This window comes from uncultured Eubacterium sp., assembly GCF_934295145.1.
Lineage (GTDB): Bacteria > Bacillota > Clostridia > Lachnospirales > Lachnospiraceae > Eubacterium_I.
Map to the genome: position 1 here is coordinate 1 of NZ_CAKRAS010000008.1, position 26,645 is coordinate 26,645.

Below are 26,645 nucleotides of genomic sequence, written 5' to 3' on the forward strand. Positions count from 1 at the left end.
ACGAACAGTATATGTTGGTAGCATAAAAACTGCCACCAGATGTGCAAAAACTGGTGGCAGAAATATTTTTATTTTTTTAATTGTCTACTTGACGGGAAGCAGTTCAAACTTGTATGGTTTTGTCATTATATTATTTCCATCCAGACTTTTATAAGTATAATTTCAAAAAGGATGAGCCTTCCAATTTCAGCGGAAAACTCATCCTTTTCTTAACTATGTATTTTTTATCAGCACATAATTATTTTTTTGTAATATATCCCTGTGCTTTCAGAAGTTCTGCACAAAGAACCGCTCCACCTGCAGCACCACGAACCGTATTGTGGGAAAGTCCTACGAACTTCCAATCATATACAGAGTCCTCACGCAGACGACCTACATTGATACCCATGCCGTTTTCATAGTCAACATCAAGCTGAACCTGCGGACGGTTATCTTCCTGCATGTAGCGGATAAACTGCTTCGGTGCACTCGGAAGATTTAACTCCTGCGGAACGCCGCTGAACTGCTCTAATTTTTCAATAAGCTGCTCTTTTGTCGGGTTCTTGCGGAATTTCACGAAAACTGCTGCTGTATGTCCGTTTAATACCGGAACACGGATACACTGGCAAGTAATAACCGGTGAAGTTGCAGGAACGATCTCGCCTTTCTCCTCATCGATCTCACCCCAGAGACGAAGCGGCTCTCTCTCGGATTTTTCTTCCTCACCGCCGATGTATGGGATAATATTTTCTACCATCTCCGGCCAGTCTTTGAATGTTTTTCCGGCTCCGGAAATTGCCTGATAAGTAGTTGCAACAACTTCATACGGCTCAAACTCTTTCCAGGCTGTCAGTACCGGTGCATAGGACTGAATAGAGCAGTTTGGTTTTACAGCGATAAATCCGCGTGTTGTACCAAGACGTTTTTTCTGATATTTGATAACGTCCATATGCTGTGGGTTGATCTCCGGAACTACCATCGGTACATCCGGTGTCCAACGGTGTGCACTGTTGTTTGATACAACCGGTGTCTCTGTTTTTGCATATGCTTCCTCAATGGCCTTAATCTCGTCTTTTGACATATCTACGGCACTGAATACAAAATCCACTTCAGAAGCAACTTTGTCTACTTCATTTACATTCATGACTACAATGTCTTTTACTGCTTCCGGCATCGGAGTTGTCATTTTCCAGCGATCGCCAATGGCGTCCTCATATCTCTTTCCGGCTGAACGCGGGCTCGCTGCGATAGTTGTTACTTCAAACCACGGATGGTTTTCCAGCAGAGAGATAAATCTCTGACCTACCATTCCTGTTCCGCCTAATATTCCGACTTTTAATTTCTCACTCATTTTTACATCCTCCATTGCGATCGTTTTTGATATACATCTCACTTTTTCTGTCCGTTTACCGCGAACAATTGTCTTTCTCTTGTGCTATATTATAACAATTCTCCCAAAAATGCAAGTCTTTCTTTTATTTCTTTACTTGGTTTCCTGCAAAATTTCAATATTTTTCAGCCAGTCATGTGCCAGATATTCTTTTTCAATCGCAATTACCTGCATCATTGCCTCTTTACTCGGTGCACCGATGGTCAGACGTTTGTTCACACAGGTATCCATGGAAATAGCATCATAAATATCCTCTTCAAATACCGGACTGATGGATTTTAATTCATCCAGAGACATATCGTCGATCGCAATGCCTTTGTCAATGCAGTACAGTACAATACGTCCTACGATTCCATGTGCATCACGGAACGGAACACCATGATTTACCAGATAATCAGCAGCATCTGTCGCATTGGTAAATCCATGGCGTGCACTCTTGCTCATAACTTCTTTGTTAAATTTCATTGTAGAAATCATGCCAGTAAACAGTGCCAGACAACCTTTAACGGTATCAATGGCATCAAACGTCAACTCTTTGTCTTCCTGCATGTCTTTATTATAAGCAAGCGGAATGCCTTTCATAGTAGTCAGAATAGACATCAGTGCACCATATACACGTCCTGTCTTTCCACGGACCAGCTCAGCAATATCCGGATTCTTCTTCTGAGGCATAATGCTGCTGCCGGTGCTGTATGCATCATCGATTTCCACAAATTGATACTCATTGGAATTCCAGATGATGATTTCCTCGCAGAAACGGCTCAAATGCATCATGATCGTAGATAACGCGGACAAAAATTCAATGACATAATCACGGTCAGATACGGAATCCATACTGTTTAAAGTCGGTCCTGCAAATCCTAGTAAGGATGCCGTATATTCTCTGTCTAACGGATAGGTAGTTCCTGCCAAAGCACCTGCACCCAGCGGGCAGTAATTCATACGCTCATAAATATCATGCAGACGGCTTCTGTCGCGTTTGAACATTTCAAAATAAGCACCAACGTGGTGAGCTAATGTAACTGGCTGTGCTTTCTGCAGATGTGTGAATCCCGGCATAATGGTCTCGGTATTCTCCTCCATGATTTTTAACAGTTCCTGCAGCAGATCACGTACCAGTTCATCGGTGTAAAGTACTTCCAGACGTGTATACAAACGCATGTCTAATGCTACTTGATCATTTCTGCTTCGTCCGGTATGTAATTTTTTACCGGTATCACCCAGACGATCAATCAGATTTGCCTCCACAAAACTGTGGATATCCTCATATTCATCTGTAATTTTCAATTTACCTGATTCTACATCTTTGCAGATTTCATCCAGTGTTTTTACGATATCCTGCATCTCCTGTTTTGTCAGAATGCCCTGTTTTCCAAGCATACATACATGTGCGATGCTGCCCTGAATATCCTGTTTGTAAAATTTCTGATCAAAAGAAATAGATGCGTTAAAATTATAAACCAGTTTGTCCGTTTCCTTTGTGAAACGTCCTCCCCATAATTGTGCCATCTCGTTGTTCCTCCTTCATTTCTCTTATCTTGCACACAGGTTACTTTTCATCGGATTAGTTCTCCATAAAAATACTATTTCAGACTGAGATTTTGCGAAATACTATTTTTCTGCATTCTCAGCCTCTTCCTGTGCTTTTGCTCTTTTTTCCTGTTCCCGCTGCATTTTGGAATATACGCAGCCACAGTAATCCTGCCGGTACAGACCGTAGATTTCCGACAATTCCACGGATCGCTTGTATCCGTTTTTCTTCTTAAAGTCAGAATTCAAAAAAGCAGTCGTTCCATGACAGTATTCTGCTACCGCTGCTTCTCCCACTTCATTGAGCAGTGCCGCATTTTTCAGCGGACTAATGGTCAGCGACGTAGTAAAATAGTCAAACGCCTTTTCCTGTGCCAATTTTGCAGTCTCTGCCAGACGCAATGCAAAACATTTTTCGCAGCGTTCGCCACCCTCCGGAACCTGCTCCAGTCCTTTTACCTCTGCCACAAACCGCTCCGGTTCATAGGCACCTTCAATAAAAGACACCGGATATTTCACCGGAAGCTCCCGGATCAGGCGTTTTTCCTCTTCCACACGCTTGCGATATTCCGCTTTCTCCGTAATATTCGGATTATAAAAAAATACCGTAATGTGGAAATATTCTGCCAGATACTCCAGTACATAACTACTGCAAGGTGCACAGCAAGCGTGTAATAGCAAGGTCGGAACTTTTTGCTCCATCTGTAATTTTTGAATTTTCTTTTCCAGTTCTTTTTGGTAATTCTGCTTCATAACTTATTTATTTTATACGATTCCCATCGGTTTTACAATAGCAACCAACGTTATTTTTACATACTCTATACTATATCCGTTACAGTTTGAAGGAGGACTCTCATGCATTCGTTGTTTGAAATTCAACACCTGTCTTATGCATATCATACGATGCAGGGGGAAACCCCTGCTTTATCTGATATTACGTTTACCGTCAATTCCGGTGATTTTGTTGCCATCGTCGGCCCCAGTGGATGTGGCAAATCCACACTCTTAAATCTGCTGTCCGGCATGCTCACGCCGGAATCAGGTTCGGTGCTTTTAAACAATACTCCGCTGACAGCAGACAGCCGGCGCCACATCGGATATATGCTGCAGCAGGATTATCTGCTGGAATGGCGCAGTATCTGGAAAAATGTGCTGCTTGGTCTGGAAATCCGCCATGAACTGACAGAAGAAAGCCGTGCTTATGCAAAGCAGCTTCTGGAACAATATGGTCTGGAAAAATTCTCTCAGTCGAAACCAAGCCAGCTCTCCGGCGGTATGCGGCAGCGTGCCGCTCTGGTTCGTACTCTTGTGTTAAAACCAGAATTGCTGCTTTTAGACGAACCGTTTTCCGCACTGGATTATCAGACACGCCTGTCGGTCAGCAACGATATCGGTTCCATTATCCGCAAAGAGAAAAAGACCGCAATCCTAGTCACACATGATCTGGCAGAAGCTGTCAGTCTGGCAGACCGTGTCATTATCCTTACAGCCCGTCCCGGTCACATCCAGCGAATTGTATCTGTCACATTTCCAACAGATCTGACACCGATGGAACGCCGGGATCATGATGATTTTAAAACTTATTTCAATCTTATCTGGAAGGAGCTGCATCATGAAACGTCCTGAAACTACGCAGGAAACCTTTCTGTATCAACAAAAGCAATACAAACGAAAAATACACTTTTTGCGCATTTTTTTCTTTGTACTATTTCTTGTTCTCTGGGAACTGGCAGCAGATTTGTCCTGGATCAATGACTTTATCTTCAGTTCCCCGAAACGGCTTGTCACTTGTTTTTTACAAATGTTGATGGAAGGAACCATCTGGCAGCATGTCAGCATCACACTGTTGGAAACCATGATCAGTTTTGTGCTGGTCATTCTTTTTACCATTCTGATTGCGGTTTTACTCTGGGCAAAAAAATCAGTCTCTGACGTATCAGAACCGTATATGGTTGTGCTGAACAGTCTGCCAAAATCTGCTCTTGCACCACTTCTGATTGTATGGTTGGGCGGTAATTATAAAACCATTATTGTTACCGGAATGTCTGTGGCCATTTTCGGTTCGATCCTCAGTCTTTATCAGGGATTTTTATCCGTCGATCCGAATCAGATGAAGCTCATCAAAACACTGGGCGGAAACCGGCAAGCTGTTTTATCCAAAGTCGTATTTCCATCCAACATTCCGAATCTGTTTTCCATTATGAAGGTGGATATCGGACTTTGTCTGGTTGGTGTTGTCATTGGCGAATTTATCTCCTCCCGCCGTGGACTTGGATATATGATCATTTATGGTAGTCAGATCATGAAGCTGGACTGGGTAATTCTCGGAATCGTGATACTCTGTCTGATTGCCATGGGATTGTATCAGTTGATTGTATGGTTGGAAAAATGGTATCTCAATAAAGTATAGTCAGAAATAATTGCTATATTGGCAATCGCAAAAACGCTGTACCCAGATAGTTCTCCGGATACAGCGTTTTATTATCTTTTACTTTTGATTACTGTTATGTCACTTCTTTTACTCTTCTTTTTTCTGCCCGATAATACTCAGTTTATCCTTGATTCCATTTCCGAATTTTTCTTCTGCTTTTGACTCCTTCAGGAATTTCTTGATTGCAAATATAATTGCCATACTTATAATCGTCAACAGATTTTCCACAGCACTTGTATCCAGCACCACCATATGTCGAACAATAACGAACATAACAACTTCCAGAATCGTGTCCACATCCGGCTTACAGAGCATCTTAAAAAACTCTATACCAATCAATACGTTTAGTACATGACCCAGGAATTTCAAAAATGCATGTGTAGTCTCCCGGTTGTGTATAAACTCCAAAAACGGTTGCCACAAAGAAATAATTGCTACTACGACAGCTATTATAATGATAATATTGACAATCAGTTCCAGAAATTCACTGGCCCGGTCGATCATCCTTCTTATTTTTAATCCCATATATGATAATCCCTTTCTACCATATCCTTCCAATACATGAATGAGCAGATAACTGACTCAAGATTTTTTTATGTATTAGTTCTGACTTTTATGCTGATTAAATACGACATCTCCAGATTCCTCAAAAATCTCGATCAGATTTCCTGTATTATCCCGAATAAATACGCCGTAAGTATCGTCTACTTCTGCCACCATTGCAATCTCAACCCCCATTGCTTCCAGTTCTTCTTTTGCCTTTCTTCCGTCCGGCACACCAAAGGACATATGTTTGTTTCCGTGTGTCATCAGATCACGGTTCGGCACTCTGCGGTCTTCCGGTAATGGATTTGCTCCCGGTGCCTCAAACACTTCCAATAAAAATCCAACGCCCTGCAGATGCGCTACTTTAATGCCTGCTCCCGGAATCTCTGAGCGGTTAACTACTGCAAACCCAAACACGTCAGAATACCATTTTATTGTCTCCTCAATATCAGCCACACTGATCGCACAGTGATTGATTCCATTAATTTTTATTGCCATTTTTTGCTTCCTCCATTTATAACCACTATTTATTTTTCAGTATATAGAAAAAAAGTGTGACTCGCAAGATATAACCAGCATTTTTCTGCAAACAAGAAAGTGTGCATTGTTTGCACGAAGTGCTTTTGTTTGATAGGAAATCCATCGGTATTTTCCTATCAAACAAGAAAGCCCCGGCAATAAACCGGGACTCTCTAAATATTCAAGCTTCGAAAGGGACTCGAACCCTCGACCCACGCATTACGAATGCGTTGCTCTACCAACTGAGCCATCGAAGCATGCACAAAGAATTATACTAGGTTTTTGGAATTGTTGCAAGTCTTTTTTTATATTTTCAAAAAAGAATTTTCTTCTTGCCTTTCTGTTCAGACTGTGTTATGTTAAGCAAGTAAAAACTATTATATTCGTCTTATCTTTTTTACATTTTTAATGCAATATTCAACATTTCAAACAGTCATTATGGAACGTCTGGAACATGACATTCCTGATCCAAAACGAATTTCTATTCAGAAGGTTACCAAGAACAACGGCATTTTGCTTGATGGATTGTCCATTATGGAAAAAGACTGTAATATTTCACCGACACTCTATCTGGATTATTACTATGAGTCCTATCAGCACGGAGTTCCTTTTCAGGATGTATATCAGTCGCTTCTGCAGGATTACAAGACACACAAACCATCAGAAAATATCGATCCTGCCTTTTTCACTGATTTTGAGAATATCCGGGACAAGATTGCTATGAAACTGATTCACTATGACCGTAATTATACGCTACTAAAGAAAGTCCCGCACGTACGTTTTCTGGATCTGGCCATCGTCTTCTACTGTCTGATTTCTATGGATATCACACAGGGAAACGCGACGATTCTGATCCATCACTCCCACCTGCAGAACTGGGGCATTCAGACTTCGGAACTGTTTCAAATTGCCAAAGAAAATACCCAGCATATTTTGCCGGAGCGATTGTACGATATGAATGATGTGTTACATACCCTGACCGAGCGAAAACACATTTCTCTGGATGGAATCTATCCGACGGAACCATATCCCATGTTTGTACTGACCAATGAAACTAACCTCTTTGGAGCTGCCTGCATCCTTTATAAAAATCTGCTGAAAAATCTGGCCGAGGAAGCCCAAACGGATTTCTATATTCTTCCAAGCAGCATTCACGAAGTCATCCTTGTTCCGACACTGGACTGTGACAACTATCCGGAACTTTCCGAAATGGTTCAGGAAGTCAATGACACACAGCTGCAGGATGACGAAATCCTGTCTATACATGCTTATTACTATTCCCGCAAATCGAATGAGATCACTATGTAATTTGTTTTATTTTTAACCCATATAAAAATCTCCTGATTCACAGTATGTTGCCGATTGTCTTTTTCACATGCATCAGCAATTCGTATCGTTTCATCTGTTTTGAATCAGGAGATACTCCTTGTATTTATCTGTATGATAAATCATACAGACACTATTTTTTCGCTGCTTTTGTTGTACCTGTTGACTTTTTCGTCGTAGCTTTTTTCTTTGTAACGCTTGTTTTTGCAGATTGTTTTTCCATTTTCAGTGATTCTGCTTTCTGAATTTCTGCTTCTTTTGCTGTCTGTTCTGCCTCAAGCATTAGTTTTACCCGAAGTTCTGCTTCCAGACGCTTCTGCTCACGCTCCTCAGACTCCTTTTTCCATGCCCGATCCTGCTCACGCAGTTTTTCACTGCGGGCAAACAGCCCTTCATAGAGCTCTGCATATTTTTTTGCAGAAGCTGCCCAGGAATAATCCATTGCCATGCCACGTTTTACAATATCCAGCCACTCTGACGGATAACCAAAATAAATTTTGCAGGCATAGCGGATCATGTAAAGCATTTCATGCGCATTATAATTATGGAAACTGAAACCAGTTCCGGTGTGTTCAAACTCGTTGTAAGCTTCTACCGTATCTTTCAGTCCTCCGGTCTCACGTACCATTGGAACGGTTCCGTAACGCATGCTCATCAACTGGCTTAAACCACATGGTTCAAACAGTGACGGCATCAGAAATGCATCACATCCTGAATAAATACGGTGTGCAAACTCTTCTGAATAGCATATATTTGCAGATACACGACCCGGATATTTCTGAGCAAAGAAACGGAACATGTCTTCGTAACGCTGCTCTCCGGTTCCGAGTACCACGATCTGAATCCGCTCGTCGCCAAGAATCTCATCCATCATGTAATCTACCAGATCAAACCCTTTCTGATCTGTCAGACGGGATACCATACCGATCAAAAATTTGTCCGGATTCTCTTCCAGACCTGTCTCCTTCTGAAGTGCAAGTTTATTTGCTCTTTTATAAGTAGGAACATCCCCGGTAAATTTTCTGGCAATGGCAGGATCTTTCTTTGGATCAAACACCTTATAATCGAGACCATTCACGATTCCGGTCAGCGCAAATGATTTTGCACGCATCAGACCATCCAGGCCTTCGCCGCCTTCGGTGGACTGAATTTCCCTGGCATAAGTCTCACTGACGGTTGTAATGTGATCCGCATACACAATACCACCTTTTAACAGGTTGGCATTTCCATAGCTTTCCAACTTATCCATTGTAAAATAAGAACTGTCAAGTCCGGTTACATCGCGGATTGCATCCACATACCAGCGTCCCTGAAACTTCATATTGTGAATTGTGTATACCGTACGTATATAGCGGTAAAAATCATTCTGACGGAACTGCGCTTCCAGAAATACCGGAATCAGACCGGTCTGCCAGTCATGACAGTGAATGATATCCGGCTGAAAACCAATTTCCGGTAAAATTGTCAGCACTGCTTTAGAAAAATATCCAAATTTCTCGGCATCCTGATAAATCTGACCATACGGTGCCGGGCCGGCAAAGTAATACTCATTATCAATAAAATAAAATATAACACCGTCTTCTTTCAATTCATAGACGCCGGCATACTGCGTCCGCCAGTTTAACTGTACCTGACATTCTGTCACCAGTTTCATTTTTTCTGCGTATTTTTTATCCATGCACATGTACTTTGGAACTACAACACGCACGTCATATTCTTTCTTCGGAAAATATTTTGGCAATGAACCCACTACATCAGCCAGACCGCCGGTTTTAATAAACGGTACTGCTTCTGATGATGCAAATAATATTTTTTTCATCCTGTTCCCCCAATCCTCATTGTAGGTTGTATATTTGTAAAATATTATAGCACATTTAGTGACTCTCACCAACTGATTTTCTCAGGTTTTCGTTCATCTTCTTTACACTGTCAGTTCTCCAGACGGATCTTGTCTGCAATCAGTGCAATAAATTCAGAATTTGTCGGTTTCCCTTTTCCGTTATGAATGGTATAACCAAACAATTGATCGATCGTCTCCATCTTTCCACGGCTCCATGCAACTTCAATCGCATGCCGAATGGCACGCTCTACCCTGCTGGCTGTGGTCTGATATTTTTTGGCAATCGTCGGATACAGGATCTTTGTGATGGAATTGAGCATTTCGATGTCATTGACTGACATGATGATCGCATCTCTCAGATACTGGTATCCTTTAATGTGTGCAGGCACTCCGATTTCATGGATCATATCTGTGACACGGTTTTCCAGAGACCGGCGTACTTCTGTTTCATAGTTTTCCTGTGAACTTGTCCGACGCATATGAAATGTCTTTCTTGTTTCCTGGCGGCGAACCATTTTTATACGGTTTACGACAACATCTTTGTCGAAAGGTTTCATTATGTAATAGTCCGCACCAAGCTTGAATGCATCTTCGGTTACACGTTCCTGTCCAATTGCGCTGACCATGATAAAAGTAGGCGGCTTTTTCAAAGTTTTATCCTTCTTAACTTTGTCGATTACCCCGAGGCCGTCTAATTTTGGCATTACAATATCCAACAAAACGACATCAGGCTCTTTTGTTCTGATCATTTCATACGCTTCTTCACCATTACGTGCAGTTCCTACCACCTGTAATTCGTCATCTCTTGCCACAATATCTGACAACAGATGGACCATAAGTTCATTATCATCTGCAATTCCGACATTCAGCTTTTCCATATTTACCTCCTAATGATTCGTATTTTGCGAACAATTGTATTATAAACACTGGAAATCACATACCGTGTCGATAATTGTCAACAGACTAAAAATTCTGTTTAATTGTGTTTATATTTCCATATATTACTACACAATTCATTTAGTTTCAATTTTTTCTTTGTATGAATCAAATATACTATTGACAAGTATGATGTCATATGATTTAATATTCATATGAATACTTAATCATATATTCAGAATTTCAAACAGGAGGTTTCCCATATGCATAAATTAAATGACGAAGAGGAATTAGAACACATGCATGCGGAGGATCATTGTAGCTGTGGTTGTTGCGATGATCACGGCGAGCATGAACATCATCACCATCACGAGGATGACGAGTATGAACATCATCACCACCATGAAGAAACACATTCTGTAGAGCGTGTCCACAGTGGAAACAGTAAAATTTACATTTTGCAAAACCTTGGCTGTGCACACTGTGCTGCAAAAATGGAGGATAAGATCAACAATATCCCAGGTGTTACTGCTGCTACAATTACCTACACGACAAAACAGTTATGCCTCTCCGCTGCTGATCCGGATAAATATTTACCGGAAGTCCAGAAAATCTGTGCTTCCATCGAATCAGAAGTAAAAGTTGTGCCCCGTGATGAATTAGAAAAAGCAAAAAAACAGACTTCAGCCGAAGGTCATTCCAACGAAGAGGATGATGATGATAAAAAAGAACTTGCCTGCATTATTTCAGGTGCGATTCTTTTTGTCATCGGTGTTATCTTTCATCACACCATCGATCATACACTTGCTTCTTTTATTATTTTTGCTATTGCATACATCATTCTCGGTGGAGAAATTCTGGTAAAAGCTGCGAAAAACATCTCCCACGGACAGGTATTTGATGAAAACTTCCTGATGGGCATTGCAACCCTTGCTGCTTTTGCAATTCGCGATTTTCCGGAAGCAGTCGGCGTTATGCTCTTCTACCGTATCGGCGAATTTTTCGAGGATAAAGCCGTTGAACGCAGCCGTGGTCAGATCATGGATGCCGTTGATATGCGTCCGGAGGTTGTAAACCTTGTATCTGGAGACGACACTAACGTAATTCCGGCTGAAGATGCAAAGATCGGTGATATCCTGCTGATCCGCCCGGGTGACAGAATCCCGTTAGATGGTGTGATCATCGAAGGCGAAAGCCGTCTGGATACTTCCCCAATTACCGGTGAACCGGTTCCGGTTGGTGTTTCTGTCGGTAATGAAATCACATCCGGTTGTGTCAATACTTCCGGTCAGTTAAAAATGCGTGTAGAAAAACCATTATCTGAGTCTATGGTTTCCCGTATTCTCGAATCTATGGAAAATGCTGCTGCAAGCAAACCAAAACTTGACCGCTTTATCACAAGATTTGCAAAAGTATACACTCCTTGTGTCGTACTTGCCGCTGTTATCATTGCAATCATTCCTTCCATCGTAAGTGGAAACTGGAATTACTGGATTTACACCGCAATTTCCTTCCTTGTAATGAGCTGCCCATGTGCCCTTGTATTAAGTGTCCCGCTGGCATTCTTCTCCGGTATCGGTGCCGGCTCCAAAAAAGGGATTCTGTTCAAAGGCGGTCTTTCCATGGAATCCTTAAGTAAACTTGGCGCTGTTGTTATGGATAAGACAGGAACCATCACAGAAGGTAACTTCAAATTACAGCAAACCGTTTCCACAGGTTCTCTCTCCGAAGACGAACTACTGGCACTCTGCGCCGGATGCGAACATCATTCCACCCATCCAATCGCTGTCAGCATTGTAACCGCAGCCAAAGGAAAAGGACTCAGCATCGAAGAACCTGCAAAACTTTCCGAGATCGCAGGACACGGAATTGTTGCTGAAACTAGCCATGGCACTGTTTTATGTGGTAATCATAAATTAATGGACAAATATCAGATTACAATGCCGGATCTTTCCACTGCTTCTTACGGTGCAGAAGTATTTATGGCTGTCAATGGTGAATTTTCCGGTTACATGGTTATTTCCGATACCATCAAATCTGATGCTGTTTCTGCTATCAGCCAGTTAAAGAAACTCGGTTTGCATTCCGTTATGCTGACCGGTGACGCCAAGTCCGGTGCTGACGCTGTCGCAGCAGCTACAGGAATTGATGAAGTACATGCAAAATTATTGCCGGCAGATAAATTAGAAGAACTTGGAAAAATCCGCAGCAAATACGGTTCTGTTATGTTTGTCGGTGACGGTATCAACGATGCTCCGGTGCTGGCCGGTGCTGATGTTGGTGCAGCTATGGGAAGCGGTGCTGACGCAGCCATCGAAGCTGCTGACGTCGTGTTTATGACCTCTTCCACAGAGGCCATTCCACAGTCCATCTCAATCTCCAGGGCAACTAACCGGATTGCCATCCAGAACGTTATATTTGCGTTGGTGATCAAGATTGCGGTTATGATCCTTGGCCTGACTGGACATGCAAATATGTGGATGGCTGTATTCGCAGATACTGGTGTAGCCATGATTTGTGTATTAAACTCCATCCGCGCGCTCTATATTAAATAAAAAATTGTCGGTGGTATTCTCCTGCTGCTGAAATCTGATTACATCTTGAACCAATGCATACATTACATTATCCTGTATCAGATTACTTTTAACAGCACAGAGAAACCACCGATAATTATTTGACTTGCTTTTCATTTTACGTTACAATAAAAATGCTATGCGGGGGACTGTTGCGCCACACGATCGGACACCTGGCACAATATTTTTCCTGCAGAGTACAGCTAGAATTTCGATTTGGAGGATACAATACAATGGGGATAGCAAATATGGACGATTCCACTTATGATGAAACTTTATATCAGCTCGCTGATTTATTCAAAGTATTTGGAGACCCGACCAGAATACGTATTTTATCAGTTCTTTCCAAACAGGAATTATGTGTTCAGGACATTGCTGATGCACTGTCCATGACACAGAGTGCTATTTCACATCAACTTCGGATTTTAAAGCAATCCGCACTGGTCAAATTTCGACGGGACGGTAAAACCATCTACTACTCGCTCGCTGATGATCATGTGGCAACCATCATGGCTCAGGGTCTGGAACATGTATGTGAATGATTATGTATGATGAAAGGGTTATATGAATATGAAAGAAAAAGCATTGCAAAGACGCAACTCATTTCTGCTTGTTCTGGCGGCTTTTATCTGGGGAATTGCATTTGTCGCACAAAGCGAAGGCGGTAAATTCGGACCATATACATTTAACGGCATCCGTTTTTTACTGGGTGCCGCTGTCTTATGTCCGGTAATTCTGATTATGAGCAAAAAGAATCCAGACCACAAAGCAGCAACTCCTAAGAACAGAAAAGCTCTGATCACCGGCGGTATTGCCTGCGGTATTGTTCTCGGATTTGCAAGTACCCTGCAGCAGCTGGCGCTCTTTTACGGAGCAACTGCTGGAAAAGCAGGATTTTTAACTACCTGTTACATTTTAATTGTACCGATCATTGGTCTGTTTTTGGGGAAAAAATGCGGATGGAATATTTGGATTGGCATTGGTCTGGCGCTGATTGGTCTTTATCTGCTTTGCATGAAAGGTTCTTTCTCTCTGCAGTTGCCGGATCTGCTCCTCCTGCTATGTGCCCTTGGATTTTCCTTTCACATCTTGTGTGTGGATCATTTTTCCCCACTTGTGGATGGCATCAAGCTTTCCTGTGTCCAGTTTCTGGTAGCAGGTATTGTCTCTCTGATTCCTGCATTCTTCGTTGATATGCAGCACTCATTTGCCAATATTCCATCTACACTTGCTGCCTTTGGTGCACCTGCTGCCCTGATTTCCCTGCTCTATGCTGGAATTCTTTCCTCCGGTGCAGGCTATACACTTCAGGTAGTGGGCCAAAAAGGTATCAATCCGACAATTGCATCTCTGCTGATGAGCCTGGAATCAGTATTTTCCGTGCTGGGAGGCTGGATCATTCTGCATGAGCGCATGAATGGACGGGAGTTGTTCGGTTGTGCCTTAATCTTTGCAGCAGTTATCCTCGCACAAATACCACTGGAAGCTTTCCGCCGGAAATCTTCTACACAATAATTTTACAATTTTGTACTAAAAATACTCCCAGGTTCCTTTATGATGAAAGGAACTGGGAGTATATCATTAAGGAGACATGATTCTATGGAAAAAGATACCCGTACTGAATTTGAAAAAATGGAAGCTGGTGAAATGTTCTGGAACAGTGACGCAAAAATCGGCGAGCTAAAAAAGCACGCCCGCAGACTTGCCGACCAATTTAATGCAACTACCGAAGATGAAGGTCAGCTTCGTCTCTCACTTTTAAAAGAATTATTCGGCGACTGCGACGATGATATTTTTATCAAACCACCATTTCACTGCGATTATGGTTTTCATATCCATGTCGGCAAAAATTTCTTTGCCAATTTCCAGTGCGTTATGCTGGATGTAGCACCAATTACCATCGGTGATAACTGTCTGATGGGACCACAGACCTGTCTCTACACCGTCAGTCATCCGATGGATTCCAAGACTCGAGTGGAAAATTATGTGTATGGGAAGCCGATCAACATAGGAGACAATGTGTGGTTTGGCGGAAACTGTGTGGTACTTCCAGGCGTGACGATTGGAAATAATGTGGTTGTTGGCGCTGGATCTGTCGTAACCAAGGATGTTCCAGATAATGCGGTTGTTGTGGGAAATCCGGCTAAAATTATCCGATATACAACTTAATGTAAATTGGTTAAAATTTAATATTTTAATAAAAATTTACGGTTTTACAATCAAATCTGCCTGTGTCATTTTTTCGGCAATGACATACATGTTGGTCACTTCACCGACCTTAAGTTTGTCACTTAATCCATAATGATTCAGACAGGTTCCACAAGTCAGGATTTCTACCCCCTGTGCTTCCAGGGATTTCAAATCTTCCAGTGACGGTGATTCCTCGCAGGAAATTTTTGCACCGCCATTATACATTAAGATGGTCGTCGGCAGTTCCTCCTGCTGGCTCAGTGCATAGATAAATCCTTTCATCAGGATTGCACCAAGTTCCTCATCTCCACTTCCCATGGTAGACGATGACAATACCACAACTGTATTTTTCTTTCTTGCATCCGGATAGCAGACAGTCTGCTCTTCTTCTGCAGATTCAGCTGGTTCTGCATTTGTTGAAGTTCCATCCGCTGAAATCGTCATGATCACTTCATACTGTCCCTCTCCCAGCTTCTGGGATTTTACTCCATATCCCTTCTGGTTTGCCATCTTGGTCAGATTCTGTACTGCGATTTCATTATCCACCAGTGTCATTACTTCTCCACTGCCATTTAATTCCTTGATGGCATTTTTTGTTTTTACTACCGGAATTGGACAAGTATCTCCCATTGCGTTTACTTTGATCATTTCTTTTTCCTCCATATCAATATACTTTGTATTATTTATAGGATTCCGTTTACGACTGATAGCGCTGTGGGTAACTTTATATAGATATGCATATCTTACAGCAAAATACCAAAGACTTGCTTCATTTTACATAGTCACTGTGATTTCCACATCGCCTTTTTCGATAATTTCACCAACAATTGCTGCCGGAAGTCCTGCTTCCTGCAATTCTTTTTCTAATGTTTCTGCCTGCAAAGCCTCCACAGCCACCAACAGCCCTCCGGATGTCTGCGGGTCATACAGTACTTCTTCCATGGCAAACGGCACATTTTCAAATTTCACATAATCCTGCACATGATTTCGATTACGCTGTCCCGCTGCTGTCAGCAAAAATTCATCTGCATAATCCAATGCTTCCGGAAATATCGGTACCTGCTTTGCATTAATCTGGCAGCTCAAAGTTCCATCCATCATCTCGTGTAAGTGTCCCAAAAAACTGAAACCTGTCACATCCGTGCAGGCATGAATATCATAATTTCTGCAGATCAATGCCGCATATTTATTTAATGTTGTCATGGAAAAAATTGCAGCTTCCACAGCCTCTGCGGAAGCTTCCTGTACACGATTTGCCGTACAGATAATGCCAACACCAAGCTTCTTCGTCAAAATCAATTTATCACCCGGTTTCCCTCCATTATTCGGATAAATCCGATCCGGGTGTACAACGCCGGTCACCGACAATCCATATTTCACATCAGAATCGTTGATAGAATGTCCTCCGGCCAGTGTTCCACCGGCTTCGATTACTTTCTCAGAACCGCCGCGCATGATCTCACCTAAAATATTCAGATCCATGGTTTCCGGAAAACATACAATATTTAACGCCGTTTTCACTTCACCACCCATGGCATAGATATCACTCAGAGCATTGGTTGCCGCAATTTTACCAAATGTATACGGATCTTCCACCATCGGTGGAAAAAAATCCAATGTCTGTACGATAGCAATATCATCACTGACCTGATATACTGCTGCGTCATCCTTGCTGTCATAACCGATCAGCAGGTTGGGATCCTGCGGCCCCTTAGGCAGACGTTCCAACACACGACTTAAAATGCCGGCACCTAGCTTTGCTGTGCATCCGCCGCCTTTGCAAAATGTAATTTTTTCTCCCATTCTTCCGTCCCCCACATCTTTTTTTCATTACTATATATCATTATAGCAAATATCACTCAGTTTGAGAAAAAGATTTTTCCTATGAAAGCATTTCCTCTATTGAAAAAAATAATAAATGCGATACAATAGTGCTTGGACTTTTCAAATCAATCATTTTTTAAGGAGAAAACATATGCAATTGGACATGACAAAAGGGCGACCGCTTCCGGTCATCCTTCAATTTACACTTCCTCTTATTATCGGAAATATATTTCAGCAGTTATATAATATGGTGGACACCATCATTGTCGGTCGTTATGTGGGGGCAGACGCTCTGGCAGCAGTCGGTTCCACCGGAACGATCATGTTTTTGCTCACCGGTTTTTCCCAGGGTATTACTGCCGGATTTGCCATTCTGATATCTCAGCGATATGGTGCCCACGATGCAGCTGGTGTGAAACAGGCAGTTGCTAACGGTACCCTTCTGTCTGTTTTGTTTACGCTGTTCCTGACATTTTCCTGTCTGTTTCTGATGAAACCGCTCCTAACGATCATGAACACACCGAATAATATTTTTGCCGACGCTTATAGCTACATAATGATCATTACCGCAGGAATTGTTGCTAACATTTTTTACAACCTGTTGTCAGCCTTTCTACGGGCAGTTGGCAATAGTAAAGTTCCTTTGTTTTTCCTTGTCTTTTCCGCCTGTCTGAATGTGCTTCTGGATCTGTTTTTTATTATTCAGCTGCAGATGGGTGTGGCAGGTGCCGCATGGGCTACCAATCTGGCTCAGGCCATTTCCGCTGTTCTGTGTGCCATCTATATCTGGTGTAAAATTCCGGAGCTGAAGCCATACAGAAGTGACTGGAAAATCTCACGCACAGACACGAAAAATCAATTGGCAGCCGGTATTCCCATGGCATTACAGTTTGCGATCACCTCTTCCGGTACTATGATCATGCAATCTGCCATCAATCTATTCGGTTCTACGGCAGTAGCCGCATTTACTGCTACCGGAAAACTACAGAGTCTTCTTATGCAAGGTATGATTGCTATGGGACAGACCATGGCCACATACAGTGGACAAAATTTCGGTTCCGGTGATATCAAAAGAATCAAATTAGGCGTAAAAACTGCACTTGGCATCGCACTGGTCTATGCTCTTGTGGTGACCGCACTGATGTGTTCTCTGTTAAAACCTGCACTGCACCTGTTTTTCTCGGGTGATGTAGATATGTCAGCCATGCTCCCCTGGGCACAGACTTATGCATACATGTGCTCCATGTTCTTCATCCCGCTGAGCACGATTTTCATTTTTCGAAACACTATGCAAGGATGCGGTTACGGCTTTCTTCCGATGATGGGCGGCGTAGCGGAGCTTCTGGCAAGACTGGTAGTTTCCATCTTTGCCATGAAAATCCTAAATTTCCGTTTGGCATGCTTTGGCGATCCGGCGGCTTGGATTGCAGCTGCTGTATTTACCGGTATTTCCTACCTCTATGTTATGCGAAAAATCGAGCAAACTCATCCTGCTTAACTATTATCATCCCGCAGCCAGTCCCATATAGTACAGCCAGGAAACATATGCCCCTAACGTCCAGCTCATTGTTCTATCATAGTTTCAATAAAAATTCCGTATCCCTTGCAGGGATCCTTTACAAAAACATGAGTGACAGCCCCGATTACTTTGCCATTCTGTAAAATCGGTGCCCCGCTGAGCCCCTGGATAATTCCACCGGTTTTCTGAATCAGTTCCTCGTCTGTCACTCGGAAACTAATGCCTTTATTGGATTCCTGTGTATTGACATCCACTTTCGTGATCTCAATATCATACAATTCTCGTTCCTGATCAATGGTTACCAGAATCTGTGCCTGACCTGTCTCAATCTCCTGTTTGAAGCCAATCTTCATCGGTTCCGCTTCTTTCAGTGAATCTGGAATGCTCTCCAGACTACCGAAAATTCCGTTGTTTGTGTTTTTTGTGATCTGCCCCAGTCGGTTTGCCTGATTATAATGAATCTGTCCCAATAGTTCGCCGGGTTTTCCTTTTTCTCCACGGATTATACTCAAGATATTTGCCTGGTATGCAGTTCCATCCAGTATATTTACCAGATGATTCACATCCATATCTGTGATTCCATGTCCAAGTGCACCAAAACCGCCCTGTCCATCAATATATGTCAGGGTACCGATTCCTGCCAGATCATCCCGGATCCAAACACCAATCTGATACCTGTCATTATTCGTATAGACAGGTGTTACCTTACATTCAAAAGATTCGTCATCCCGCACAACCGTCAGTTCCAGTTCCGCTCCCTTGCTCTGCGCAACCATTTCCTGCAGTTCATCCTTTGTAGCAATTGATGTATGATTTACCGCAGTAATATAATCCCCGGCTTTCAATATGTGACTGGCCGGACTTTCCAACGGTATACCATTTTGCTCCAGGTCACAGATTTCCACCACAAGTACACCTTCCGTTTCGATATAAATTCCAAAGGGAATTCCACAGGGAATTACCTCGGTATCTTCCACAATGTGTACAGTCACGTCTTTCACTGGAATCAGCCCAAACAGCCGGCATTCCATCTCATAACTTCCACTTGGTATGGTTCCGTTGGATGCCACCGTTCCGTTTATGCTTCGAATCTGACTGGTCACCGGAAGTCCTTCTGTAATATCTAACGCCTCTCCGTATGCGATGCAGACGGAACCTGGAATTTCATCCAGCATCCATGCATATGCGAAAAACAACCAGACAGCCACCATGATGCCCCAGACGTATTTCCGCCTTTTTTTATAAATGCTCAAAACTTCCATCTTTCTCACACCCTTCTTTGGTAAATAAAAAAGATACCTTTTTTATCAGGTATCTCTTTCTTATCTGTTTCATGATCGATCTGTCATGCTCAGACTTCTTTGTTCTGTTTTTATTATATGGACAATCTATTTTTTCACACAGGTATTATCTTACCGCATCTGCCATTTCTTTCATTTCTTTTGCATTTTGTAAAACCGTATCCGTAATCTTGACGCCGCCAAGCATGCGTGCAAGTTCATGAATACTCTCTTCACGATTCAACGATCTGATATTTGAGATCGTACTGTCCGCACTGGAAGTTTTTTCAATTAAAAAATGATGATCTGCCATGGCTGCAATCTGCGGCAAATGAGTAATACAGATGATCTGGTGATTTTTTCCGGTCATTTTGATCTTCTCAGCCACCATCTGTGCTGTTCTTCCACTGATTCCACTGTCAATCTCATCAAAGATCAATGTCTCAATTTCATCATGCTCTGCAAGAACGGTTTTCAACGCCAACATAATGCGGGATAGCTCACCACCGGAAGCTACCGCATCCAACGGTTTCAACGGTTCTCCCGGGTTTGTTGAAATCAAAAATCTGGTTTCATCCCAGCCGTTGGCTGTATAATGATCCAGTCTGGAAAATTCCATCTCAAATTGGACATCCAGGAAATTCAGGTCTTTTAACGCTTCCTTTGTCTGCTCTGCCAATGACTTCGCATATTCCATTCGGATATCGCTCACTTCCTGACACAAATGCGCCAGACGTTCCTCTGCGTTCTTCAGCTTTTCCTGTAATTGCAGACAATATTCCTCATAATGCTGCAACTGATCCAGCTTTTCTTCCTTGACCTGCCGCTCTTCTAAAATATGGGCAATGGTTTTTCCATATTTTGCCTTCAAATGATTGATCAGATTTAATCTGTCTTCAATCTGCTGAAATGTCTCTTCTGAAAAATTCAGTTCCGAAACATATCCGGACAGCTCCCGGTTAAAATCACTGATGAGATTTTCGATTTCTTCAATCTGTGCAGCCAATCCTTCCAACGTTTCATCAAATTGTGCGATCGTACGCAAGGCATGCACTGCATTGCCAATCTGATCGGAGGCATTTTTGCTTCCCTCCGCACAAAGTTCCTGGCACTCCGCAATGGCTTCCATAATTTTTCGACCATTGGAAAGCTTGCGGTAATCGGCTTCCAGCTCCTCATCCTCACCAATCTTTAACTCTGCCTGATCAATCTCATCCATTTCATATTGTAAAAAAGAAATCTCTCTGGCCTGCTGCTCTGCATCCAGAGAAGCCTCCTCCAGTTTTTTTCTGCAGGTTGTATATTCCTCATAGACAGCAGCCAGTGCTGCCTTTTTCTCTTCCAACGCGCGTTTTGCAAAATCATCCAGATATTTCATATGATTCCGCTTTGCCAGAAGCGACTCATGCTCATGTTGTCCATGGATATCAATAAGCACCGATGCTACTTTTCGCATCAGAGACGCAGACACAGTCTCTGAATTAATTCGGCTGACACTTCGTCCACTGGCATAAATTTTGCGACTCATAATAATTTCCCCGTTTTCCGGGAAAATATCCATGGCACGTAATATCTCTGCCTGTGCTTCCTGTTCCACAGAAAAAATCAGCTCTACTAGGGCAAATTCTGCATTTTCCCGCAGCATGGATTTGGAAACTTTTCCGCCAAGCGCCAGATTTACAGATCCAATGATAATGGATTTTCCTGCGCCTGTCTCACCGGAAAGGATATTCAGTCCGGAGCCAAAGGTCACTTCCGATTCTTCGATCAATGCAAGATTTTTTACATGCAGATTTAATAACATCCTTTTCTCCTTCTACTCTCTCTGCAATGCCCGCAACCGCTGCATCAGCGCTGCCGTATCTTCCACGGTACGCACTGCACACATGATCGTATCATCTCCAGCGATACTTCCCACGATCTCATTGCAGTCCATGGCATCCAAAGCTACCGCAACAGCCATGGCCATACCGGAAACGGTCTTTATGACAAGAATATTCTGTGCCATATCCAGGGAAATAACTCCATCCTTAAATACACGGCTGTATTTTTCCTCCAGATCATTTCCGGCATCATACAGAGATGTATATTTCTGTTTTCCCCCTTTGATGGCTATCTTCGTTAACTTCAACTCCCTGATATCACGGGATACCGTGGCCTGGGTCACTTTATAACCGGCCTCGTTCAGGCGAACGCACAGTTCTTCCTGTGTATCTACATCATATTTGCGAATAATTTCCAGAATTTTCGCATGTCGTTTTGCTTTCAATACTGCTACCTCCTAATGGATCTCCTGCATCTTTTTACGCAAGATCTGTAAAAAGCTCAACTGATTTAACTTTAAAATTTTTGCATAGGCATTGGCTTTCTGAATGCGGATACTGTCACCTACTTTCATGTGTACAAAGCGATCCCCGTCAAAACTCACCTCTGCCTCTTCATCTTCTTCCTGACGGCGTTTTGCCAGTGTTACGTCAATAACTGCATCTGAGCCCACTACGATACTTTTTGCCAGGGCGCTGTGTGGATTAATCGGTGTGATCAGCATCAGATCTGCCTTCGGATCCACGATCGGACCGCCTGCTGACATACTGTAACCGGTAGATCCCGTCGGAGTGGAAATGATGATTCCATCTGCGCTGTAGTTTGCCAGATACTCGCCATTTACCGACACGATCAAATTTACAATCTGTGGAAGACCGGTTCTGTGGATTACGATATCATTTAAGGCAAAGGTTGCTTTCCCCGAACCATCCTTCTGGCTGCTTCCTTTGATCAGCATACGCTCCTCCAGTTCATAGCGATCTTCAAACAACCGGTCAATGGCATCAAATACCGTACTTCGCTCCAGCTCGCACAGATAACCAAGAGTACCCATATTGACACCGATCAGCGGAATGCCGATACTTGCCATGTCTCTGGCTGCCCGCACCAGCGTACCGTCACCGCCAAGCACGATAATGCAGTCCGCATCAATGTCGGAAGGCTGGAATCTACGCAGGTTACGGTCATTCCATCCGGTTTTTGTGCTGACATAATGCATACAGGTACCACCCTTTGCGATAATATAATCCGAAATGGCATTTGTGACTGCCAGATTCATGTCTTTATGTTCGTTTGTGATAATAAAAAACTTTTTCATATTACTTATCAAGCTCTGCATGTGCAGCTTCTACCACTGACACCGGATCAACGCCTTCCTCCTTTGCCGCTGTCTCACATTTCTGAATGTGCACCAGATATTCGATATTTCCCTCCGGTCCTTTGATTGGGGAGTAGGAAAGGTGATGCACAGAAAAACCATGCTCCAGTGCAAAATTCACAATTCGCTCTACTACTTCCAGATGTACGGCTTTGTCTCTTACCACACCTTTTTTACCGACTTTCTCACGACCTGCCTCAAACTGTGGTTTGATCAGACACACCATCTGGCCGTCATCTTTCAAAAGATTTCTGGCAGGCTCCAGGATTTTTGTCAGGGAAATAAAGGATACATCCACCGAGGCGAAATCCAGTGCATCATCAATATCTTCCGGTGTCACATAACGGATATTTGTCTTTTCCATGCAGACAACCCTTGGATCCTGACGCAGTTTCCATGCAAACTGACCGTATCCGACATCTACGGAATACACTTTGGATGCTCCGTTCTGAAGCATACAGTCCGTAAAACCGCCAGTGGAAGCTCCGATATCCATACAGATATCTCCATCCAGCTTCAAACCAAACTCCTTCATCGCTTTTTCCAGTTTCAGACCACCACGGCTGACATATTTCAGTGTGTTTCCGTGAATCTCAATCGGTACATTTTCATCAAAAGAAGCACCTGCTTTGTCCTCCCTCTGATTATTTACAAACACATTTCCTTCCATGATCATGGCTTTCGCCTTCTCTCTGGAAGGAGCCAGATTTCGTTTTACAAGTAATACATCCAGTCTCTCTTTCATATCTGTTATCTATTTCCTTTTTTCTTGCATCGAAAACGTTCGATGGTTTCTGCTTTCTACCTATATTTTTTGCCTATTGTAGTTTTGTTTATCCGTTTCGCTATAGATTCTGATAAGTTTCGATGATCTTATCTGTCATGCTTTCTGCATCCAGTCCAATCCTCGCATGCAGCTGTGATACCGTTCCATGCTGTACAAACTGATCATCGATACCAAAATGAAGTACCTTCGCAGTTTCATCCGCCGCACTTAAGTAAGCTGCCGCCGCATACCCGAAGCCGCCCCGCAGAATATTTTCTTCCATGGTAACAATCAGTAAATGTTCCTCTGCTGCTTTGTGCAGTGCTTCTTTGTCCAGCGGTTTTACAAAACGCACATTGTTCAGAGAACAGTCATATCCCTGTTCATGCAGCAGTTCATGTACTTTTACCGCTTCTTCCATCATATTTCCAACAGCAAATATCGCGATCTGCCGCTCTTCATATATCCATTCACTCTTTCCGTACACAATCGGAGCCCGGTGTTCTTTTAAACCGGCATACGCCTGTCCACGCGGGTAACGTAAAGCCACCGGTCCATCCTGACGGAAGGCAAACCGGAGCATATCAGCCAACTCCCATTTATTTTTAGGCGCCAGAACTGTCATATTCGGGATCATACCAAGGAAAGACAGGTCAAACACACCCTGATGCGTCTCTCCGTCCGCGCCAACCAGTCCCGCACGGTCGATGGCAAATACCACCGGAAGATTCTGCATACAGACGTCATGCACGATCTGGTCAAATCCTCTTTGCAGAAATGAAGAATATACTGCAAACACTGGGTGCAGTCCCGCTGCCGCCAGTCCTGCCGCAAAGGTCACTGCATGTCCTTCTGCAATTCCAACATCAAAGAAACGTGCCGGATATTCTGCCCGGAACCGCTTCAATCCAGTTCCATCTGCCATGGCTGCCGTAATGGCTACCACAGAATCATTTTTTGCCGCGATCTTACAGATTACTGTAGAAAACACATCGGTATAATTCGGTTTGTCCTTTTTCACCAAAGGCTGTCCACTTGGAATATCAAATGGACCTGTGCCGTGAAAACGGTCCGGATGCAGCTCTGCCGGTTCGTAGCCGCGTCCTTTTTCTGTCTGTACATGGACAACCACCGCACCGTTTACTTTTTTTGCTTCTCGCAAAATGCGTACCATATCTGTCAGATTGTGTCCGTCCACCGGACCAAGATACGTGATTCCCATGTTCTCGAAAATCATGCCCGGGATCAGTAGCTGTTTTAAACTGCTTTTTGTCTTTCGGATTCTGCGGACCACACGCTCGCCGTAAGGCAGACGTTCCAGAGAACTGTGTACACCGGATTTAAACTCCTGATAAGCCTCAGCTGTACGCAAGGAAGCCAGATGCTGTGACAATCCACCGACATTTTCCGAGATAGACATTTTATTGTCATTTAACACAATAATCATATTCGTATGAAGTTCAGCCGCATTATTTAATGCTTCAAAGGCCGGACCTCCGGTCAAAGCGCCGTCACCGATCACAGATACCACATGATAATCCTCTTCCAGCAGATCTCTGGCTCTCGCATAACCAAGTCCTGCGGAAATGGATGTAGAACTGTGGCCGGTATCAAAGGCATCACAGTCGCTCTCCGACCGTTTCGGGAAACCACTCATTCCATCTAACTGACGCAGATGCTCAAATTCCCGCTTTCTTCCAGTCAGGATCTTATGCGTGTAAGACTGATGTCCCACATCCCATATGAGCTTGTCCTCCGGAAAATTCAGCACCAGATGCAAAGCCATGGTAAGTTCCACGACACCAAGATTTGACGCCAGATGACCGCCGGTTTTTGAGATATGCTCGATCAGGAACTGACGAATCTCACCCGGCAGTTCTTCCAATTGTGCCTCACTTAAATATTTTATATCGTTTGCCTGATTAATTCGGTCAAGTACTGCCATTTTTATCCCCTATTTTTTTCTGTGAATTAAATATCTGATCAGTTCATTCAAGAATATATTTTTCTCTGAAAGCGATGCCACTCCCTCTAATGCACGCTCAGATATTTCTTCTACATCCTTCTCGGCCTGTGCCAGTCCGCGGATGGTTACGTATGTTGTTTTGTGATTTTTCTCATCACTGCCGATTGGTTTACCAAGTGTCTCAATGTCACTGGTCACGTCCAGAATGTCATCCTGAATCTGGAACGCAAGTCCCACATCTTTTGCCACCTGTAAGATTACCTGTTGCTCTTCCTCGGAAGCCCCTGCAAGCACAGCACCGATCATCATGGAAGCTTCAATCAATGCTCCTGTCTTCAGATCATAGATAAAATCCAGTTTTTCCCGCTCCAGCGGCTGTCCCTCGGATTCCACATCCACAACCTGACCGCCGAGCATACCATAGATACCCGCTTTCTGCGCAAGAATCTGAAGCGCTCTGGCTACCGCAGGATTTCCGACGTCCTGCATCAGTCCTTTGCAGGCTGTCTCAAATGCAAAATTCAGCAATGCATCTCCAGCCAGGATTCCCATGGCTTCTCCATAAACGACATGGGTTGTTTTTCTTCCACGACGGTAATCATCATTATCCATCGCCGGAAGATCATCATGGATCAGAGAATAAGTATGAATCATCTCAATTGCAGCCATAAAAGGCTCAATGATATCGGATGTTCCGCCAAACAACCGGTACGTTTCCTGCATCAGCATTGGCCGCAGACGTTTGCCCCCTGCCAGAAAGCTATAATTCATTGCTTCCATCACGTTTTTTTGATAACCGGTCTCCTCCGGCAGATATTTTTTTATGATCTCCTCTACCTGGCTGGTATGCTCTGCAATCTCTTTCTTAATATCCATCATCCACACCTC

Annotated in this window: 23 protein-coding genes, 1 tRNA gene and 1 pseudogene; 8 read left to right on the top strand and 17 right to left on the bottom strand. The window is 43.2% G+C overall.

Features of this window, described 5'->3' with window-relative positions; genetic code table 11:
* Window positions 1-238 precede the first annotated feature (238 nt).
* From asd to Q0I54_RS02605, 3 genes are all read right to left on the bottom strand, one after another.
* Window positions 239-1,330, bottom strand: a complete 1,092-nt coding sequence (gene asd, locus Q0I54_RS02595; RefSeq protein ID WP_296116194.1) for an aspartate-semialdehyde dehydrogenase — start codon at window positions 1,328-1,330, stop codon at window positions 239-241.
* 132 nt (window positions 1,331-1,462) lie between these two features.
* The gene (gene argH, locus Q0I54_RS02600) at window positions 1,463-2,878 is read right to left on the bottom strand and encodes an argininosuccinate lyase (RefSeq protein WP_296116195.1); all 1,416 of its coding nucleotides are present in this window, start codon (window positions 2,876-2,878) and stop codon (window positions 1,463-1,465) included.
* A gap of 102 nt (window positions 2,879-2,980) precedes the next feature.
* Window positions 2,981-3,652, bottom strand: coding sequence for an epoxyqueuosine reductase QueH (locus Q0I54_RS02605; RefSeq protein WP_296116197.1), 672 nt, complete (start codon window positions 3,650-3,652; stop codon window positions 2,981-2,983).
* Window positions 3,653-3,754: 102 nt separating this feature from the next.
* Between Q0I54_RS02605 and Q0I54_RS02610 the strand changes: the two genes are divergently transcribed.
* Window positions 3,755-4,525, top strand: coding sequence for an ABC transporter ATP-binding protein (locus tag Q0I54_RS02610; RefSeq protein WP_296116199.1), 771 nt, complete (start codon window positions 3,755-3,757; stop codon window positions 4,523-4,525).
* Window positions 4,512-5,309, top strand: a complete 798-nt coding sequence (locus tag Q0I54_RS02615; RefSeq protein ID WP_296116200.1) for an ABC transporter permease — start codon at window positions 4,512-4,514, stop codon at window positions 5,307-5,309. The genes Q0I54_RS02610 and Q0I54_RS02615 overlap by 14 nt, the downstream gene beginning before the upstream one ends.
* Before the next feature lie 108 nt (window positions 5,310-5,417).
* Here the strand turns inward: Q0I54_RS02615 and Q0I54_RS02620 are convergent, their stop codons facing one another.
* The 3 genes from Q0I54_RS02620 to Q0I54_RS02630 all read right to left on the bottom strand — a co-directional run bounded on the left by Q0I54_RS02620 (window position 5,418) and on the right by Q0I54_RS02630 (window position 6,652).
* On the bottom strand, window positions 5,418-5,855 hold the full coding sequence (locus Q0I54_RS02620; RefSeq protein WP_296116201.1) for a phosphate-starvation-inducible PsiE family protein: 438 nt from the start codon (window positions 5,853-5,855) through the stop codon (window positions 5,418-5,420).
* A gap of 75 nt (window positions 5,856-5,930) precedes the next feature.
* Entirely contained in the window at window positions 5,931-6,374 is a 444-nt protein-coding gene (locus tag Q0I54_RS02625; RefSeq protein ID WP_296116203.1) for a VOC family protein, read from the bottom strand.
* 205 nt (window positions 6,375-6,579) lie between these two features.
* Window positions 6,580-6,652, bottom strand: a tRNA-Thr gene (locus Q0I54_RS02630).
* Between the two features lie 151 nt (window positions 6,653-6,803).
* Between Q0I54_RS02630 and Q0I54_RS02635 the strand changes: the two genes are divergently transcribed.
* Window positions 6,804-7,703 carry a DUF5688 family protein gene (locus Q0I54_RS02635; protein ID WP_296116205.1) on the top strand — a complete coding sequence of 300 codons (900 nt, stop codon included), beginning with the start codon at window positions 6,804-6,806 and terminating at the stop codon, window positions 7,701-7,703.
* Window positions 7,704-8,106: 403 nt separating this feature from the next.
* On the opposite strand, the pseudogene glgA reads toward Q0I54_RS02635, so the two are convergent.
* Window positions 8,107-9,540, bottom strand: a pseudogene (glgA, locus tag Q0I54_RS02640) (glycogen synthase GlgA); the annotation flags it as partial.
* A gap of 110 nt (window positions 9,541-9,650) precedes the next feature.
* Entirely contained in the window at window positions 9,651-10,439 is a 789-nt protein-coding gene (gene spo0A / locus Q0I54_RS02645) for a sporulation transcription factor Spo0A (protein WP_296116206.1), read from the bottom strand.
* 261 nt (window positions 10,440-10,700) lie between these two features.
* Here spo0A and Q0I54_RS02650 point away from each other — a divergent pair, with 261 nt between their 5' ends.
* The 4 genes from Q0I54_RS02650 to Q0I54_RS02665 all read left to right on the top strand — a co-directional run bounded on the left by Q0I54_RS02650 (window position 10,701) and on the right by Q0I54_RS02665 (window position 15,179).
* Window positions 10,701-12,992 carry a heavy metal translocating P-type ATPase gene (locus tag Q0I54_RS02650; RefSeq protein ID WP_296116208.1) on the top strand — a complete coding sequence of 764 codons (2,292 nt, stop codon included), beginning with the start codon at window positions 10,701-10,703 and terminating at the stop codon, window positions 12,990-12,992.
* Between the two features lie 251 nt (window positions 12,993-13,243).
* A complete protein-coding gene (locus Q0I54_RS02655; RefSeq protein ID WP_294786462.1) occupies window positions 13,244-13,552 on the top strand; it encodes a metalloregulator ArsR/SmtB family transcription factor in 309 nt (102 codons plus the stop codon).
* 22 nt (window positions 13,553-13,574) lie between these two features.
* Window positions 13,575-14,525 (top strand): DMT family transporter, encoded by a 951-nt coding sequence (locus Q0I54_RS02660; RefSeq protein WP_367270770.1) that lies wholly within the window; start codon window positions 13,575-13,577, stop codon window positions 14,523-14,525.
* A gap of 84 nt (window positions 14,526-14,609) precedes the next feature.
* Window positions 14,610-15,179 carry a sugar O-acetyltransferase gene (locus Q0I54_RS02665; RefSeq protein ID WP_296116210.1) on the top strand — a complete coding sequence of 190 codons (570 nt, stop codon included), beginning with the start codon at window positions 14,610-14,612 and terminating at the stop codon, window positions 15,177-15,179.
* A gap of 36 nt (window positions 15,180-15,215) precedes the next feature.
* Here Q0I54_RS02665 and yedF read toward each other — a convergent pair whose 3' ends face one another.
* Together yedF and selD are read right to left on the bottom strand one after the other, a co-directional pair.
* Complete coding sequence (gene yedF / locus Q0I54_RS02670; RefSeq protein ID WP_296116212.1) at window positions 15,216-15,848, bottom strand: sulfurtransferase-like selenium metabolism protein YedF; 633 nt, start codon at window positions 15,846-15,848, stop codon at window positions 15,216-15,218.
* Between the two features lie 126 nt (window positions 15,849-15,974).
* Window positions 15,975-17,003: a selenide, water dikinase SelD gene (selD, locus tag Q0I54_RS02675; protein ID WP_296116214.1), complete on the bottom strand. Its 1,029-nt coding sequence runs from the start codon at window positions 17,001-17,003 to the stop codon at window positions 15,975-15,977.
* Window positions 17,004-17,175: 172 nt separating this feature from the next.
* On the opposite strand from selD, the gene Q0I54_RS02680 reads away from it, so the two are divergent.
* Window positions 17,176-18,522 (top strand): MATE family efflux transporter, encoded by a 1,347-nt coding sequence (locus Q0I54_RS02680; RefSeq protein WP_296116216.1) that lies wholly within the window; start codon window positions 17,176-17,178, stop codon window positions 18,520-18,522.
* Window positions 18,523-18,587: 65 nt separating this feature from the next.
* On the opposite strand, the gene spoIVB is transcribed toward Q0I54_RS02680, so the two are convergent.
* The 7 genes from spoIVB to Q0I54_RS02715 all read right to left on the bottom strand — a co-directional run bounded on the left by spoIVB (window position 18,588) and on the right by Q0I54_RS02715 (window position 26,636).
* Window positions 18,588-19,805 (bottom strand): SpoIVB peptidase, encoded by a 1,218-nt coding sequence (gene spoIVB / locus Q0I54_RS02685; RefSeq protein ID WP_296116218.1) that lies wholly within the window; start codon window positions 19,803-19,805, stop codon window positions 18,588-18,590.
* Between the two features lie 145 nt (window positions 19,806-19,950).
* Window positions 19,951-21,627, bottom strand: a complete 1,677-nt coding sequence (gene recN, locus Q0I54_RS02690) for a DNA repair protein RecN (protein WP_296116220.1) — start codon at window positions 21,625-21,627, stop codon at window positions 19,951-19,953.
* Between the two features lie 12 nt (window positions 21,628-21,639).
* The gene (gene argR, locus Q0I54_RS02695) at window positions 21,640-22,092 is read right to left on the bottom strand and encodes an arginine repressor (protein WP_296116222.1); all 453 of its coding nucleotides are present in this window, start codon (window positions 22,090-22,092) and stop codon (window positions 21,640-21,642) included.
* Between the two features lie 12 nt (window positions 22,093-22,104).
* Window positions 22,105-22,965 carry an NAD(+)/NADH kinase gene (locus Q0I54_RS02700; RefSeq protein WP_296116225.1) on the bottom strand — a complete coding sequence of 287 codons (861 nt, stop codon included), beginning with the start codon at window positions 22,963-22,965 and terminating at the stop codon, window positions 22,105-22,107.
* Window position 22,966: 1 nt separating this feature from the next.
* The gene (locus Q0I54_RS02705; RefSeq protein WP_296116226.1) at window positions 22,967-23,770 is read right to left on the bottom strand and encodes a TlyA family RNA methyltransferase; all 804 of its coding nucleotides are present in this window, start codon (window positions 23,768-23,770) and stop codon (window positions 22,967-22,969) included.
* 100 nt (window positions 23,771-23,870) lie between these two features.
* Window positions 23,871-25,736 carry a 1-deoxy-D-xylulose-5-phosphate synthase gene (gene dxs / locus Q0I54_RS02710; protein ID WP_296116227.1) on the bottom strand — a complete coding sequence of 622 codons (1,866 nt, stop codon included), beginning with the start codon at window positions 25,734-25,736 and terminating at the stop codon, window positions 23,871-23,873.
* A 9-nt stretch (window positions 25,737-25,745) separates the two neighbouring features.
* Entirely contained in the window at window positions 25,746-26,636 is an 891-nt protein-coding gene (locus Q0I54_RS02715; protein ID WP_367270771.1) for a polyprenyl synthetase family protein, read from the bottom strand.
* Window positions 26,637-26,645: the final 9 nt, after the last annotated feature.